Annotated in this window: 12 protein-coding genes; 10 read left to right on the top strand and 2 right to left on the bottom strand. The window is 58.1% G+C overall.

Going from position 1 to position 15,902, the window contains the following annotated elements; genetic code table 11:
- The first annotated feature begins 35 nt into the window (after positions 1 to 35).
- From LDN84_RS18535 to LDN84_RS18490, 10 genes are all read left to right on the top strand, one after another.
- Positions 36 to 776, top strand: a complete 741-nt coding sequence (locus LDN84_RS18535) for a lysophospholipid acyltransferase family protein (RefSeq protein ID WP_223904901.1) — start codon at positions 36 to 38, stop codon at positions 774 to 776.
- Positions 777 to 791: 15 nt separating this feature from the next.
- Complete coding sequence (locus tag LDN84_RS18530; RefSeq protein ID WP_223904900.1) at positions 792 to 1,715, top strand: M48 family metallopeptidase; 924 nt, start codon at positions 792 to 794, stop codon at positions 1,713 to 1,715.
- 93 nt (positions 1,716 to 1,808) lie between these two features.
- Positions 1,809 to 3,143 (top strand): hypothetical protein, encoded by a 1,335-nt coding sequence (locus tag LDN84_RS18525; protein WP_223904899.1) that lies wholly within the window; start codon positions 1,809 to 1,811, stop codon positions 3,141 to 3,143.
- 10 nt (positions 3,144 to 3,153) lie between these two features.
- Positions 3,154 to 5,001 (top strand): MORN repeat-containing protein, encoded by a 1,848-nt coding sequence (locus LDN84_RS18520; protein ID WP_223904898.1) that lies wholly within the window; start codon positions 3,154 to 3,156, stop codon positions 4,999 to 5,001.
- 168 nt (positions 5,002 to 5,169) lie between these two features.
- Positions 5,170 to 5,637: a MerR family transcriptional regulator gene (locus LDN84_RS18515; RefSeq protein ID WP_223904897.1), complete on the top strand. Its 468-nt coding sequence runs from the start codon at positions 5,170 to 5,172 to the stop codon at positions 5,635 to 5,637.
- Positions 5,638 to 5,675: 38 nt separating this feature from the next.
- A complete protein-coding gene (locus LDN84_RS18510; RefSeq protein ID WP_223904896.1) occupies positions 5,676 to 6,110 on the top strand; it encodes a PaaI family thioesterase in 435 nt (144 codons plus the stop codon).
- A gap of 49 nt (positions 6,111 to 6,159) precedes the next feature.
- Positions 6,160 to 7,341, top strand: a complete 1,182-nt coding sequence (locus LDN84_RS18505) for an isovaleryl-CoA dehydrogenase (RefSeq protein ID WP_223904895.1) — start codon at positions 6,160 to 6,162, stop codon at positions 7,339 to 7,341.
- A 134-nt stretch (positions 7,342 to 7,475) separates the two neighbouring features.
- Positions 7,476 to 8,132: a carbonate dehydratase gene (can, locus tag LDN84_RS18500; protein WP_223904894.1), complete on the top strand. Its 657-nt coding sequence runs from the start codon at positions 7,476 to 7,478 to the stop codon at positions 8,130 to 8,132.
- Positions 8,133 to 8,231: 99 nt separating this feature from the next.
- Positions 8,232 to 10,082, top strand: a complete 1,851-nt coding sequence (gene aceK, locus LDN84_RS18495; protein WP_223904893.1) for a bifunctional isocitrate dehydrogenase kinase/phosphatase — start codon at positions 8,232 to 8,234, stop codon at positions 10,080 to 10,082.
- Between the two features lie 74 nt (positions 10,083 to 10,156).
- Positions 10,157 to 11,338 carry an acetyl-CoA C-acyltransferase gene (locus LDN84_RS18490; RefSeq protein WP_223904892.1) on the top strand — a complete coding sequence of 394 codons (1,182 nt, stop codon included), beginning with the start codon at positions 10,157 to 10,159 and terminating at the stop codon, positions 11,336 to 11,338.
- 33 nt (positions 11,339 to 11,371) lie between these two features.
- Here the strand turns inward: LDN84_RS18490 and LDN84_RS18485 are convergent, their stop codons facing one another.
- Positions 11,372 to 14,854 (bottom strand): hybrid sensor histidine kinase/response regulator, encoded by a 3,483-nt coding sequence (locus tag LDN84_RS18485; RefSeq protein WP_223904891.1) that lies wholly within the window; start codon positions 14,852 to 14,854, stop codon positions 11,372 to 11,374.
- The gene (locus LDN84_RS18480) at positions 14,851 to 15,801 is read right to left on the bottom strand and encodes a diguanylate cyclase (RefSeq protein WP_223904890.1); all 951 of its coding nucleotides are present in this window, start codon (positions 15,799 to 15,801) and stop codon (positions 14,851 to 14,853) included. The genes LDN84_RS18485 and LDN84_RS18480 overlap by 4 nt, the downstream gene beginning before the upstream one ends.
- Positions 15,802 to 15,902: the final 101 nt, after the last annotated feature.

Here is a 15,902-nt window from a genome sequence, read left to right as displayed (position 1 = left end):
CAAGTCTGCAATGACCTACAACTGAAATGATGTCCATGTTTTTGTTTCGCTCTGTTCTTCACCTGCTCTGGATGGTGGTCACCGTGGTCCCCTGGACGCTGGCTGTGTTGTTGATGTCGCTGGTGCCTCCGCGCAACTTGGCCTGGTGGACTGCGGTGAACTGGTTTCGGGTCGTCATGTGGGGGACGCGGGTTATTTTGGGTGTTCAGGTCAAGGTGCTTGGTTTTGAGCATCTTCCGGTGGGCAAGGCCAGTGCGGCGGTGCTGCTGAGCAATCACCAGTCCACGCTGGAAACCTTGCTGTTGCCCACGCTGATGCCGCACCCGTTGGCCTTTGTGTTCAAGCGCGAGCTGTTGAAAATCCCGTTTTTTGGCTGGTCGATGGCGCGGCTGGACATGATCCACATTGACCGCGAATCACGTACCGAAGCCATGAAACACGTCATTGCCCAGGGCTGCAGGCTGTTGGCGCAAGGCACCTGGGTCATCATGTTCCCGCAGGGCACCCGTTTGCCACGCGGGGAAAAGGGGACCTACCAAACGGCTGGCACCCGCCTGGCGGTGCAGTCTGGCGCGCCGGTGGTGCCGATTGCCGTGGCCACCGCGCGTTGCTGGCCCAAAGACAGTTTTGTCAAACGCCCCGGCGTGGTCACGGTGTCTATCGGCCCCCTCATTTCCAGCGCCGGGCGTGATCCCAAAGCGCTGATGCGGGAAGTGGAGGCCTGGATTGAGGCCGAGTTGCGCCGTATCGACCCTGAAGCCTACCCGGCGGCTTAACCGCGGCATCACGCCATGCATCCGTTGTTGCGCTTTACACTTGATTTATTTGAATCAAATCAGCCTGTAGAGCTTATAAATAATGCGCAAGAAGCTACAAAAAAAGTAGCAAAAAAAGCCAATTCAGAAAACTCTGCCCATGGGCCGGAGTCCACTCAAACGGCCAGTGTGCAGGATGCCATGCTGCATTTCCGCCACCCACGGGCCAGCCGTGAAGTGCGCCTGGGTCACGCGCTGGTGGCGTATGAATTCAAGCGCGGCCAGCGCCGCAGCATCGGATTTACCGTTGGGGTTGAAGGTTTGGCGGTGCGTGCACCCAAGTGGGTCGTGTTGTCCGAGGTGGATGCCGCCCTGCAGTCCAAAGCCGCCTGGATTTTGCGCAAGCTGCAGGAAACCCGGGAACGTCACGCCCGTTTGGCGGCCCAGGAAATCATTTGGCAAAACGGTGCAACGCTGCCGTTCTTGGGGCGGCAGGTGCGTTTGCAGCTCGACCCGCAACATGGTTTTGGCGCGGCAGGGGCCGAACTGGTGGTTGCGTCAGCGCCAGATGACCTGCCCACGCTGCGCCTGAGCTTGCCCCACAGCGCCACACCGGAGCAGATCAAGGATGTGGTGCAAGCCTGGCTGATGCGCCAGGCCAAAGGGTTTTTCCAGCAGCGGCTGGATCACTTTGCCCCCTTGCTGGGTGTGCAATGGAAAAAAATGAGTCTGAGCAACGCCGGTACACGCTGGGGCAGTGCCAAGGCGGACGGCTCGATCCGTCTGAACTGGCGGCTGATCCACATGCCGGTGTCGGTGGTTGATTACGTGGTGGCGCATGAACTGAGCCACTTGCGGGTGATGGATCACAGCCCACGCTTTTGGGATACGGTGCGCTCGGTGGTGCCGGATTACGCGGCACTGCGCAAGCAGCTCAAGGAAGAGGCCACCCCGCGCTGAAGGCTGCTGCGCCTGCAGCGTGCACCGGGTTGCAAAGTTGGTGCAAGTTCCCGCCCCTAGAATTGCCCAAACATGGGGGCAGTTGTGGGCATCATGCGTTTGTTATTCAGCTTTTTTTGGGTGGTGTTGTTGGCGGCTTGTGCCGCACCAAAGTTCACCGTGGACGATGGTCGCAAGGTTAATGAGGAACTGCTCGGTCACATCAAGACCTACGGTGCAGGTGAACGGGCGTTGCGCCCGGCCATCGTCCGTTCGGCCGAGTTGCACGATGATCAGTGTGACACCCAGTGGGAGTTGCCTTTCTCCGTGGCCAGCAGTGACGACTGGAGCGAGGATGACAAAGTTGCCTGGGTGCGCGCTCTGGGGGTGGATGAGCGCCTGACGGTCGTGGCCGCCTCGCCCCGAAGCCCACTCCAGCTGGGTGACAAAATGCAGGAGATTGAGGGTTATCACCGCGAGAGCGCTGAAAAGATGTTGCTTGAGCTGGTAGACCGGCGTGATGCGGGTAAGCCCTTCAACGTCAAACTGGCCACGGGTAAAACCCATCGGATTGAACCTGTCAAGGTATGCCGGGGCTACACCCGGCTGGCCCCGCCCAACAGTCCCAAATCACAAGACTACCACTGGCTGATGGCGGTTCACCCCATAGAGGTTGCACAGGCCGAGTTGACCGAGGACGAGGCGCTTTGGACGGTCTTATGGACACAAGGTGTTTCCGAAGAGGGTGGTGCCCGCATGAAAACCTACCACTATGGCACCAAGGTGGTCGGCACTTTGTACAACCTGTTCACCATCGCCTCAGGCATCAAAGGCGCGGCCATGGCGGCCGATGCGGCCATCTCGGCGGCTCAGTCTGCGGCCACAGGCATGGCGACAGAAATCCTTAAAAAACAATTGATCGACCAGGCTACCGCCGCAGCGGCTGCCCGCATGCGTGAAGAGGTGGTGGGTGCCGCACGCAAGTTGACGCAACAGCAGGTGATTGGGGCCATGCAAGCGGCAGCGGCCAACCGGGGGTCCTTGACAGGGGTGGCCTGGGTGGCCTCAACCGTGTTTGAGCAAGCCGATGCCTGGGCTTTTAACCGTCTGGAAAAACTCAAGACAGACCCCTTGGCCAGTTTCAGTTTGCACCAAAAACTGATTGAAAAAGGTTTCGTCAGTAATTCCATGGTGCTGGACCCCGACCGGTTGATGGCGCTGAGCAAGCTGGCGGAGTCCAAGGGACGGGGCGAGGATGTGGTGGCTGTGCTGCAAGGCATCAAACCTGAAGAGATTCAGTTTGCTCTGGCTGACATGCCCGTGGCATCCGCATCCGCGGGATTCTCCTATGAAGATGCTGCAGACAACCCATCAGGTTCGCAGCTCTTTGCCAGAGGCTTGGTGGACGGTATGCTGAATATGCCGGTGGCCTCCGCACAAACCAAATAACGATGGATTTATGACATTTCAATCTTTCTCCCAAACCCTGCGTCAATGTATGGGGCGTGGTTTGTTGTTCGGGATTTCACTGGCGTGTCAAGCTCAAACAGCCCCCGGATCTGCTTCTGACGCAGGGGCCGCGCCATTCACTGCACCGGCTTCTGCTGCGGCCAGTGCCCCGGCAGTGCCCGCATCGGCAGAGCCCCCCATGCCCCAGGCGGCAACGGGCGTTCAGGGCTGTCGCCCCCTATCTGATCAAGCCATGGCCAAAGACATGGCGGCGGTGACGGCCAGATCCAAAAAAGTGGAATTGGCGGAGCAGGCCAAACTGTTTAACGAAGCCGTGTTGTTATGGACCCAGGCATCCGAGCAATGTGAGGGCCGGGCCAAAGACCGTGCTTTGATGAGCCGTGAAGATGATCAACAGCTTCTGGCGCAGATTTCGGAAGCCTTAAGTGCAGGCCCACGCTGCGCCAGCGGCCATAAAGACGCTGCCGTGTTGCAGGATATGGCCAAGCTGGCTCTGACAGAGCGCCGCTGGAAAGAGGCCGCTTCCCTGTTTCGCAAAGCAGAAAACATGTGGGACTACGCCTCTGAGCGTTGCACCGGCAACCAGCAGGAAATTGCCAACCGGCGGCGCGAGCAGTCTGCACAGGATGGTCATAACGCCCAATATTGCGCCCCCTTGTTTGAAGCTGCCCGTGAAAGCACGCAAAAATACCGCAGTGCTGCCGCCAACCTGTCCAAGGAGGAAAAACAGGATGCGTCCATGGTGGCAGAGACACTTTGGCGTGATGCCTTGGACAACTGTCAAGGCCCGGCGGTGCTTGAAATTGCCTCCAACAACGCCAAGACGCTGGCGCGTGAACGTGGCACACCGTGGGTGCCACGTATCGCTGCGGCCAGTCAGATGGCGAGCGCGGAAACACCTTCACAGGCGACGCTGGGCAGCCGTAAATCCATGGCCTCAACCACCGGTTCTGCTTTGACCAGCGCGCCCATGGCATTGGCATCGGTAGCCTCTGCCATGAACGCGCCAACACCTTCATTAACCACCTTGATCCCAATCCCTTCCACGCAGGCAACCCCCGCGACAGCTTCTGCCGCACCGTCGGCACCCTTGGAAAGCGTGCCGACCAAGCGGTCTGAACCTGAAGTCGCCACTCCCGGTGTGCTGACGGCGGGCACCACCCGGTTTGTGGGACAGTTTGTACGTGATGAGGGGGCTACCACCATTTCCGGCAGTGGCAAGGTCACCTGGGCCACCGGGGATGTGTTTGAAGGCAGCATGGTCAAAGGTTTGCGTCAAGGCAAGGGCACCATTGTCTGGGCCAATGGCCAACGGTATGCGGGTGATTGGGTTATGGACAAACCCACGGGGCTGGCCAAAATCCATTTTGCCAACGGCAATGATTACGAAGGCCAGGTGCTTGATGGCACGCCGCAGGGCACCGGGCGCATGCGCTATGCATCCGGGGATGAGTTTGTGGGTCAATTCAAGAAGGGTGAGCCTGATGTGCGTGGGGTTTACAGCTGGCGTAATGGTCAACGCTACGACGGGGTCTGGGCCAATGGTCGCCCGAATGGGCAAGGCAAACTCCAATTCGCCACCGGCAATCAGTATGAAGGCACGGTGGTGGACGGTGTGCCACAAGGCCAGGGACGTATGGTGTTTGCCGGTGGTGAAATCTATGAGGGGCAATTTACGGCAGGTGAGCCCGATGGTGAAGGCGCATTCACCTGGCCTTCTGGTGACCAATATGTGGGTCAATGGAAAGCTGGCAAAAAACATGGCAAAGGCGCGTTCACCTGGAAGAGTGGTGACCGCTGGGAAGGTGTTTACGACAATGATCTCCAGGTGAATTGAGCCGTTGACTGGGTTGATTCTTTTTTGCATCGATCAGTTGGCATCATGCTCTGGGCCTGGAGCCCTTTGGCCCTGAGCCCGAGGGCATCGGGCAGGGCATGGATAGGGGGCGTTTTTTTACGCCATAATTGACGTTTACGTCAACGTCAACCCACAACAACTCGCTTCATGGCACACCTCTACAGCATCAGCGATCTGGCCAAAGAATTTGACCTGACCACGCGCGCGATCCGCTTTTATGAAGACATGGGGCTGCTGCGCCCGGAGCGCACTGGCCCGGGCGGGCGCTCCCGGGTTTACAGCAGCCGTGACCGGGCTCGACTCAAACTCACACTACGCGCCAAGCGCCTGGGTTTTAGCCTGGTAGAAGCCAAAGACATCATTGACATGTATGACAGCCCGCGTGACACCACCGCCCAGCTGGAGAAATTCTTGCAGGTGCTGGGGCTGCATCAACAGCAACTGGTGGCCCAGATGCAAGACCTGCAAGCCAATCTGGACGAGATCAAGGTGCATCAGCGCGAGACCAAAGCCTTGCTGGCCAAAAGCCTGGCCAAGGGTGCTGACGAAAAAGCCAAAACCATCCCAACGCCCCTATCCGATGTGGCTTTGGCAACGCCGACAGACCACACCTGATGCCTATTACATCGTTTTAACCCATCCAACCATTCATCATGACCCATCACGAAGACCCTCACCAACGCGTGCAAGACAGTTTCGAGCGGCAAGGCCTGATGCGTGAGCTGGGGGCACGTGTTCACCACGTGAGCAAGGGTGAATGCATCATTGAATTGCCCTATTCCGACAAAGTCACTCAGCAACAAGGTGCCTTTCACGGGGGGGCTGTGGGTGCATTGGCTGATATTGCGGCGGGTTATGCCGCGTTGACGGTTGCCCCGGCGGGTATGGAGGTGGTCAGCGTGGAATACAAAATCAACTTTTTGGCTGCTTGCCAGGGCGGCGTGTTGCGTGCCAGTGGCCAGGTGGTCAAGCCAGGGCGGCGCGTGATTGTGACCAGTGCCGAGGTCACCCATATCGCTGAGGACGGCCAGCAAACCTCTTGCGCGGTGATGCAGCAAACCGTGATGCCTGTGGCCAAGACGTACTGATTTTTTCAAATTCAACTTTCAACTCAAAACTACTTAGGAGACATGACTCATGAACAACTTGCCCGGCCTGAACTTTCAACTCGGTGAAGACATTGACGCATTGCGTGATGCGGTGCGCGAATTTGCCCAAGCCGAGATTGCACCGCGTGCTGCAGAGATTGACCGCAATGACCAGTTTCCGATGGATCTGTGGCGCAAGATGGGTGATCTGGGGGTGCTGGGCATCACCGTGGGTGAGGAATATGGCGGGGCCAACATGGGTTACTTGGCGCACATGGTGGCCATGGAAGAAATCAGCCGTGCCAGCGCCAGTGTCGGCCTGAGCTACGGGGCCCACAGCAATCTGTGTGTGAATCAGATCCGGCGCAACGGCAACCCTGAGCAGCGCGCCAAATACCTGCCCAAACTGATCAGTGGTGAGCATGTCGGGGCGCTGGCCATGAGTGAGCCGGGCGCGGGCAGCGATGTGCTGTCGATGAAGCTCAAAGCCGAGGACAAAGGTGGTTACTACCTGCTCAATGGCAACAAGATGTGGATCACCAACGGCCCCGATGCCGACACCCTGGTGGTTTACGCCAAGAGCGAACCCGAACTCGGCGCACGCGGTGTCACCGCCTTTCTGATCGAGAAAGGCATGCCCGGCTTCAGCATTGCGCAAAAACTCGACAAACTGGGTATGCGCGGCAGCCACACCGGTGAGCTGGTGTTCAACAACGTGGAAGTGCCGGAGTCGAATATCCTGGGCGGGCTGAACATGGGTGCCAAGGTGCTGATGAGTGGTCTGGACTACGAGCGTGCCGTGCTCACCGGCGGACCGCTGGGCATCATGCAGGCGGTGATGGACAACGTGGTGCCTTACATCCACGACCGCAAACAGTTTGGCCAGAGTATTGGCGAATTCCAGTTGATTCAGGGCAAGGTAGCTGACATGTACACCGTGCTGCAGGCCGCGCGTTCGTTTGCCTACACGGTGGCCAAGAATCTGGATTTGCTGGGTGTGGAGCATGTGCGCCAGGTGCGCAAGGATTGTGCGTCGGTGATTTTGTGGACCGCTGAAAAAGCCACCTGGATGGCCGGTGAGGGCGTGCAGATTTTTGGTGGCAACGGCTACATCAACGAGTACCCGCTGGGAAGGCTGTGGCGCGATGCCAAGCTGTATGAGATTGGCGCGGGCACGTCGGAAATTCGGCGCATGTTGATTGGACGGGAGCTGTTTGCGGAAACTTGTTGATCGATGTGTATTGGTTTGGTTTTGAGGGTCAGGGCTTTTGTTGTTTTTGTAATCCCCCCATGAGGAAATATTCAGGCAAGATCAAATAGGCAAAATGCTCTGAAAACCAAATCTCAAAAAGGAAACCCACTCGCATGACCTCTCTCCAACACCTGCTCGACAACAACACCGTCTGGGCTGCCCGCATGGAAGCCCAGCGCCCCGGTTTTTTCAAAAGTCTGGCGCAGCAGCAGTCGCCTAAATACCTGTGGATCGGCTGCTCCGACAGCCGGGTGCCCGCCAACGAGATCACCGGACTGGACCCGGGTGAGGTGTTTGTGCACCGTAACGTCGCCAACGTGGTGGTTCATTCCGATCTGAACGCGCTGTCAGTGATCCAGTTTGCGGTGGATCATCTCAAGGTCGAGCACATCATGGTGGTCGGGCATTACGGCTGCGGAGGTGTGCTGGCGGCGCTGCGTGGCACGCGGGTGGGGCTGGCTGACAACTGGCTGCGCCATGTGCATGACGTGAAGATGCGGCACCGCCGCCGACTTGATCACCTGCCAGTCGAGGTGCAGGAAGACACCTTGTGTGAAATGAACGTGATTGAGCAGGTTGGCAACGTGGCCCTTAGCAATGTGCTGCAGGATGCCTGGGCGCGCGGGCAAAACGTCACGGTGCATGGCTGGTGTTATGGCTTGAAAGACGGGCTGGTGAACGATCTGGGGGTCAGCATGCAGGGCCCCCACGAGGTGATGGATGTGTTTCGCAATGCGTTCAAGCGTTATCCGCGTCCCAGCCTTGCGTAAAACCCTGACTGATGGGCCATAGCAAGTAAAATTTTTGAATAAAAATAGCTTCTGGTGCTTGTCAATCAAGCGCTGGTAGCTATAAAAAATAGAGTAACCATGTTCCCAACCCGTCTCGATTCCCCGCTGGCCTACGACATTGCCAAGGCCATGATGGACGGTTTTAACCGCCATTACCGGTTGTTTCGTACCGAGTCGGCACGGGCCAAACACCGCTTCGAGACGGCGGACTGGGCGGGTCAGCAGCGTGCCCAGCGCGAGCGCATCGAGTTTTATGACCTGCGCGTGCGCGAATGCTCCAACCGGCTGGAGCGCGAATTCAAGGCCGGTGAGCAGCCCATGGACATCTGGCAGCAAGTCAAGCTGCACTACATTGGCCTGCTGGTAGACCACCATCAGCCCGAGCTGGCCGAGACGTTTTTCAACTCGGTCACCACCAAAATCCTGCACCGCAGCTATTTCCAGAACGACTTCATCTTTGTGCGCCCGGCGGTCAGCACCGAGTACATCGAAAACGGCAAAACCGAAACCCGCCCGACCTTTCGCGCGTATTACCCCACACCGGACACCCTGCAGCAGGTCTTGATGCGGATGATTCGGGACTTTGACCTGCACCGCGAATTTGCCGACCTGCCGGGTGACACGGCGCTGGTCACCCAAGTGATCCAGGGCCTGCTGGGCAGTGTCAAGTTACACGCCAACTTCCAGCTGCAGGTGCTCACCGGCCTGTTTTACCGCAACAAGGGCGCTTATGTGGTGGGCAAGCTGATCAATGGTTTTGTCGAAACCCCGTTCGCCTTGCCCATTCTGTATGTCAAGGGTGAAACCCGGCTGAGTATTGACGCGGTGTTACATGGCGAGGACGATTTGCATGTGCTGTTCAGCTTTGCCCGTGCCTACTTCATGGTGGACATGGAAATCCCCAGCGCCTATGTGCAGTTCCTGCGCAGCATGATGCCGCGCAAGCCGCGCAACGAGCTGTACAACGCCCTCGGCCTGGCCAAGCAGGGCAAGACCTTGTTTTACCGCGACTTTTTGTACCACCTGCGCCACTCCACCGACCAGTTCCGTATTGCGCCCGGCATCAAGGGCATGGTCATGCTGGTGTTTGACCTGCCCAGTTTTCCCTATGTGTTCAAGGTCATCAAAGACTTTTACCCGGCCCCGAAAGACACCACCCGCGAGCAGATCAAGGGCAAGTACCTGCTGGTCAAACAGCACGACCGGGTGGGCCGCATGGCCGACACGCTGGAGTACAGCGAGGTGGCTTTCCCGCGCAACCGTTTCACCGATGAGCTGATTGCCGAGCTGGAAAAATATGCGCCCAGCCAGCTTGAGATCAGCGACCGCGATGGGGATGCCCAGCTGGAAGTCATCCTCAAGCACTGCTACATCGAGCGGCGCATGATCCCGCTCAACATCTACCTGCAGGATGCCTTTGATGCCGGTGGTGCTGACTTGGCCAACACCAGTCCGGCCGCCTTGCGCGCGCGCCAGCAGCTGGAGCGTGGGGTCATCGAATACGGCAACGCGCTGAAAGACCTGATTGCCGCCAACATCTTTCCGGGCGACATGTTGTGGAAAAACTTTGGCATCACCCGCCACGGCAAAGTGGTGTTTTACGACTACGACGAAATTGAATACATCACCGACTGCGTGTTCCGCAAGGTGCCCGCACCACGCTGTGAGGAAGACGAGATGTCGGGCGAAGTCTGGTACAGCGTTGGCCCGCATGACGTGTTCCCCGAAACCTTTGAACCCTTCCTGCTGGGCAACCCGGTGGTGCGGGCGTTTTTTATGCAACACCATGCCAACCTGCTGGATGCCACGTTCTGGCAAAAAAACAAGGATCGTATTTTGCAGGGCCACATGTTTGACGTGTTTCCGTATGAGCAAAGCAAGCGCCTGCACCCCGAGAACGCCGACTCTGAACTACCAGGATCGATTTAAATCGCTATTAAAAATAGAGCTGCTTGTGCAGATGCAGACTGAACTTGAACCACTTTTTACTTGAAAGGACTGAAATGACTGACGCAATCGTGATCGTGGGTGCTGCCCGCACCCCCATGGGAAGTTTTCAGGGCGATTTTTCGGCACTGGCCGCGCATGACCTGGGTGGTGCGGCCATCCGGGCCGCCGTGGCGCGTGCCGGTGTGGCCCCCGAGCGGGTGGATGAAGTGATTTTTGGCAACTGTCTGATGGCCGGCCAGGGCCAAGCCCCGGCGCGCCAGGCCTTGCTCAAGGCGGGTTTGCCGATCAGCACCGGTGCGGTGACCATGAGCAAGATGTGTGGCTCGGCCATGCGCGCCGCCATGTTCGCCCACGACATGCTGGCCGCGGGCAGTGCCGATGTGCTGGTGGCCGGTGGCATGGAAAGCATGACCAACGCCCCCTACCTGCTGCCCAAGGCGCGTGGTGGTTACCGCATTGGCCATGACCGCATTTTTGACCACATGATGCTCGACGGCCTGGAAGATGCCTACGAACCCGGCCGCTCCATGGGCACTTTTGGGGAAGACTGCGCCGCCAAATACAGCTTTACCCGCGAGCAACAAGACCATTTCGCCACCACCAGCGTCCAGCGTGCGCAGGCCGCTACAAGTTCAGGCGCGTTTGCGGCTGAAATCACCCCCGTTACCGTCAAGGGGCGTGCGGGCGACAAGGTGATCAGCATCGACGAAGGCCCGGGTAAGGTCAAGCTCGACAAGATTAGCAGCCTGAAACCGGCGTTCAAAAAAGACGGCACCATCACCGCCGCCAGCAGCTCCAGCATCAACGACGGTGCGGCTGCGCTGGTGATGATGCGTGAATCCACCGCCGCCCAGCTGGGCTGCAAACCGCTGGCCCGCATTGTTGCCAGCGCCGTGCACGCTCAAGAACCCAACTGGTTCGCCACCGCACCGATTGGGGCCGTCAACAAGGCGCTGGCCAAAGCCGGCTGGGGCGTGGCGGATGTGGACTTGTGGGAAGTGAACGAAGCCTTTGCCGTGGTGCCGATGGCCTTGATGCATGACCTGGCTTTGAGCCACGACATCGTCAACGTCAACGGCGGTGCCTGCGCCCTGGGTCACCCGATTGGTTGCAGCGGAGCCCGCATCATGGTCACGCTGATGTACGCCCTGCAAGCGCGCGGGCTGAAAAAAGGTGTGGCGACGCTGTGTATCGGCGGCGGTGAAGCGACGGCTGTGGTGTTGGAAATGCTCTGAAAATAAGAGCTTCTTATGCAGGCTGTATAAGTGCTACAGCCTGTTTTTTATCAATTTTTCGCAAATGGCGCTTGCTTCTGGGAAATTCAGGTTGTTCATGGCGGTAACGAGTGCGTCATGCTGCGGCAGATCGGTAAAACCAGCCGACTGATGTAATGTCTCAAACACCGTTGTTGCCTGCATGTTGGAGGCTTTGAGCAAGGACAGCAGGGTTGTCAGCACGTCGATGTTGGGTTGAGTCACCTGGCTTGTGTCGCCATCAGGTACAGGCAGGATGGAAACCGGTGTCATGTAGGTCCGGGCCACGGGTTCCAGGGCGTTTTGAGTGCTGTGTACGGCGGTGCGGAACTCCGTGCACAAGGCGTAGTGATCCAGGCTGGCGGCTTGGCTGGCATCGGCTTGGGCCGCTTTCACCGCCAACTCAGCCTTGCGCGTGACGGCGGCCATGTAACTGGCACCCACCGTGGCAGACAGCCCTTTCAGGGTGTGCAGCAGGCGAGCGGCCATGGTCAGGTCGGCCTGCTTCAGGCTGCGTTCCAATTGTTCGGGTTGAGTGGCCAGGTCACTCAAGTACGCTTGCAGCACCTGCCCATACAAGGCCTCGTTGCCACCCAGGCGTTCCAGCGCTGCCGCCACGTCAATGGCATCGGTGGGTGGTAGTGCCGGCTCTGGCGGGGCGCTGGTCACCCGCGCACTGGCCTTCACCGGGGCGGGGTTGGTCGTGGCGGGCAGTGCGGCGGCGTTTTGCGTCAATTTTTGCAGCAGGGTCACCAACTGGGCCAGGTTAAAAGGTTTCCCCACATGCTCGTTCATGCCCACAGCCAGGCAGGCTTCGCGGTCCGAGGCCATGGCGTTGGCGGTCATGGCAATGATGGGCAGCTTGGCCAGGGTGGCATCCCGTCGCAACAAACGGGTGGCGCTGTAGCCGTCCATCACGGGCATCTGGATGTCCATCAGCACCGCCGCATAGGGCTGGCCCGCAGCCTGTGCCTGGTAGACCGCATCCACCCCCAGTTGCCCGTTGTTGGCCAAACTCACCTGTGCACCTTCACCGCGCAACATTTCCATGGCCACTTGCTGATTGATGATGTTGTCTTCCACCACCAGCAAGCGCATCCCTTGTAGTGGTTTGGTTGTGGGTATCGGGGCTGTGGTGGCGACTGGTTGGGTTCGATTGGACAGGGCATCGGCCACGGCATCAAGCAGCATGGATGCAGTCACGGGTTTGACCAAAAAGCCATGCAGCCGCGCCTGTTCTTCGGGAATACGCTGGTTAAGCATGTCGCGCCCGTAAGCCGTGACCATCACCACGATGGGCGGGTGGTTGTCCGCACTGATCGCCTCCAGCTGCTCCATGGTTTGCCAGCCATCCATGCCGGGCATTTGCCAGTCAATGAACATGGCTTGATAGGGCGGCAGCCCGGCGGTCACACGTGATTGCAGCAAGGCCACAGCGGCAGTGCCACTGTCGGCGGTGTCGACCTGCCAGCCCAGGGATTCGGCCATGGCGGTGAGTATGTCGCGCGCGCTGGCGTTGTCATCCACCACCAGAACCTGCAGGTTGGCGGCAGGCACGGGTTGCACCGGGCGTACTGCGGGTGTGCTGTCCGGGCTAACGGGCAGGGTGATGGTGAAGCTGAAGGTGCTGCCTTGGCCCAGTGCACTTTGCAGCTCCAGATTCCCGCCCATCAACGTGACCAGTTTGCGGCTGATGGACAAGCCCAGCCCGGTGCCGCCAAAACGCCGTGTGGTCGAGGCTTCTGCCTGGGAGAAGCCGCTGAAGATATGCTGTTGATGTTCAGGCGCAATGCCAATGCCACTGTCGCGCACGGCAAATCGCAGGCTGGTTTGGGTGTCTGTGTGTGCCACTTGGGTGATGCTGATCACCACCTCCCCTTGCTGGGTGAACTTGATGGCATTGCCCGCCAGATTGGTCAGCACTTGCTGCAAACGCAGGGCATCTCCCATGAGGGCTTTGGGGGCAGCGGGGTCCACATCAAACAGGATCTCCACCGGTTTGGCCCCCAAATTGGAGGAAACGATCACCGACAGGTCGCGCATCAGCTTGTCAAGCCGGAAGCTGCGCATTTCAAGGGTCATTTTTCCGGCATCAATCTTTGAAAAGTCCAGAATGTCATTGATCAATCCCAGCAATGACTGTGCGGCTCCCTCGGCCTTGCTGGCATAGTCCAGTTGGCGCTTGTCCAGTTCGGTGTTCTGAATCAGTTTGAGCATGCCCAGAATGGCATTCATGGGGGTGCGAATCTCGTGGCTCATATTGGCCAGAAATCGCGCCTTGGCTTGGCTGGCCGCTTCAGCCTCATCCCGGGCGTTTTTCAGGTGCCACTCCAGCAGCTTGTTGGCGGTGATGTCGGTGCGAATGCCCATGTAGTGATGCGGCAGCCCATCGCTGTTCATCAGCGGAACAATGGTGGCATTGACCCAGTAAAAGCTGCCGTCTTTTTTGCGATTTTTGACATCGCCGTTCCATACCTTGCCCTGTGTGATGGTCTGCCACAGGTTTTCAAACAGCTCGGGTGGATGTTCGTCGGATTTGATGATGCGGTGGTTTTGCCCTATCAACTCGGCCTGTGAATAACCGCTGATGTCACAAAAACGCTGGTTGGCGTAGGTGATGTTGCCATCCAGGTCGGTGATGCTGACGATGGCATGCTGATCCAGTGCAAATTTTTGATTGTGGATGTCGGTGATTTGTGTGTTCAGGCGTGCACTGACGGCGTTGAGGGCATTGCCCAGGGCTTCAATTTCAAGCGTGCGACGTGACACTTTCAGGGTATTGCCCTGGGTGTTGTCAAGTGTGTTGGCAAATTCAGTGGCTTCACGCAGGGCATGCAGCGGCTGGCGCAACAACAGGGTCAGCAGCGCCAGCATGACGCTGATGGCCAGTGCCATGACTTTGTACGATTGGGCTCGGATGTCTGCACTGATTTGATCAAATGCATCCAGCCGGTAACTCACCCGAACCCAGCCCAAGGGCTGATCCGCTTCTATGCGATGCCAGGCGGACATGGTGCCCGCATTGCCAGCCAGGAAGTCGTGCTGGATGGCATCGTTGATGTGGGTCTCAAACACCATTCTGGGGCCGTGGATATCTGGCACTTGCACCGGTTTGACGAAATAGCGTGGTGACCAACTGCCGTTCTTGTTCACGACTTCGGTCAGGGGTTTTCCGCTGGTATCGGTGACCAGCACCGAAAAAATACCTGGCTGGGTGGCGGTTTGCAGCGTCAGGGTTTCAATGGTGGCGGATTCTTTGGTTTGCAGAAAATGGGCATCGACGGTGGCCAGGTTTTGTGCCAGGGCTTTGATCTGGGCAGAAATGGTTTCTTTGGCGGCATCGGTTTGCATTTTGGCTACGTAGCTGCCGTAGCCCACCAGACTGATAACCAGGCAAGCGGCACCAAGCACCATAACCTGGCGCTCCAGACTTTTGGGCAAGCCTTGAAGTATCCAGGCGACGATGGATTTGAGCCTGAGGGCCTCTTTGCTGCTCATGTCAGTTCAGCTCCACAGGCGCGTGCGCGGCCAGCGTGTTTGGCTTGGTACAACTGGGCATCCGCCAGTGCCAACAGCGTTGCCGCCTGGATGGGGCGTTGCCCGGAATGCCCTGCGACACCCAAACTGACCGTGACGACGTGGGCCGCACCAGAGTCGGCATGAGCAATGGCTTTTTTGCGAACCGTTTGCTCCAGTTCTTGTGCCATCGCCATGGCATCTGTAAACGCTGTGTCGGGCAGGATGCAGGCAAATTCTTCACCGCCATAACGCGCTACCAGGTCGGCCGGGCGGCGCAGGCTAGCCTTGAGTGTTTGGGCCACCGTGCACAGGCAATCGTCCCCTGCCTGGTGTCCATAGTTGTCGTTGTAGCGTTTGAAAAAATCCACATCGATCATGATCAATGCAAGTGGCGACTGCGCTCGCGCAGACCGGGCCACTTCAATGGCGAGTTGCTGGTCAAAATAACGCCGATTAAACACACCGGTGAGGCCATCCAGAAATACCAGCTTGCGCATCAAGTCAGACTGGAATTTGAGCGTGATCTGCGTATGAACCCGGGCCCGTACCACCGCCGGGTTGACCGGCTTGCTGATGAAGTCGACCGCGCCCAGTTCAAGGCCACGGGTTTCCTGCACGGCATCCGTGTGGGCGGTGACAAAAATCACGGGTATGTTTTTGGTGCTGGCATCAGCTTTGAGTGCAGCGCACACTTCAAAACCGTCCATGCCTGGCATCACAATGTCAAGCAAGACCAGATCAGGTGGAGTGGTTCTGCAAAAGTTAAGCGCCTGGTTGCCGTTGGTGGCTATGAATACTTGATACTCTGCTGCAAAAATCTGGTACATCACCTGGATGTTGATGGGCTGGTCATCAACCACAAGAAGCCGTGGTTTCAGGGCAGTGGTACCCATGAACTTGGCATAAGTGCTCTCAGGGTGTGGCATGGGCGAATTTTGTAGCAGCGGTATACATACAGAATTTCAATTGAACCACAAAATGTTGCGCTGATCTTGTTTTAGCCTGGTAACTTCTTTCGTGGGAAAAT

This window comes from Rhodoferax lithotrophicus (assembly GCF_019973615.1).
Classification (GTDB): domain Bacteria; phylum Pseudomonadota; class Gammaproteobacteria; order Burkholderiales; family Burkholderiaceae_C; genus Rhodoferax; species Rhodoferax lithotrophicus.
This window is presented reverse-complemented; position numbering and strand designations above follow the sequence as displayed.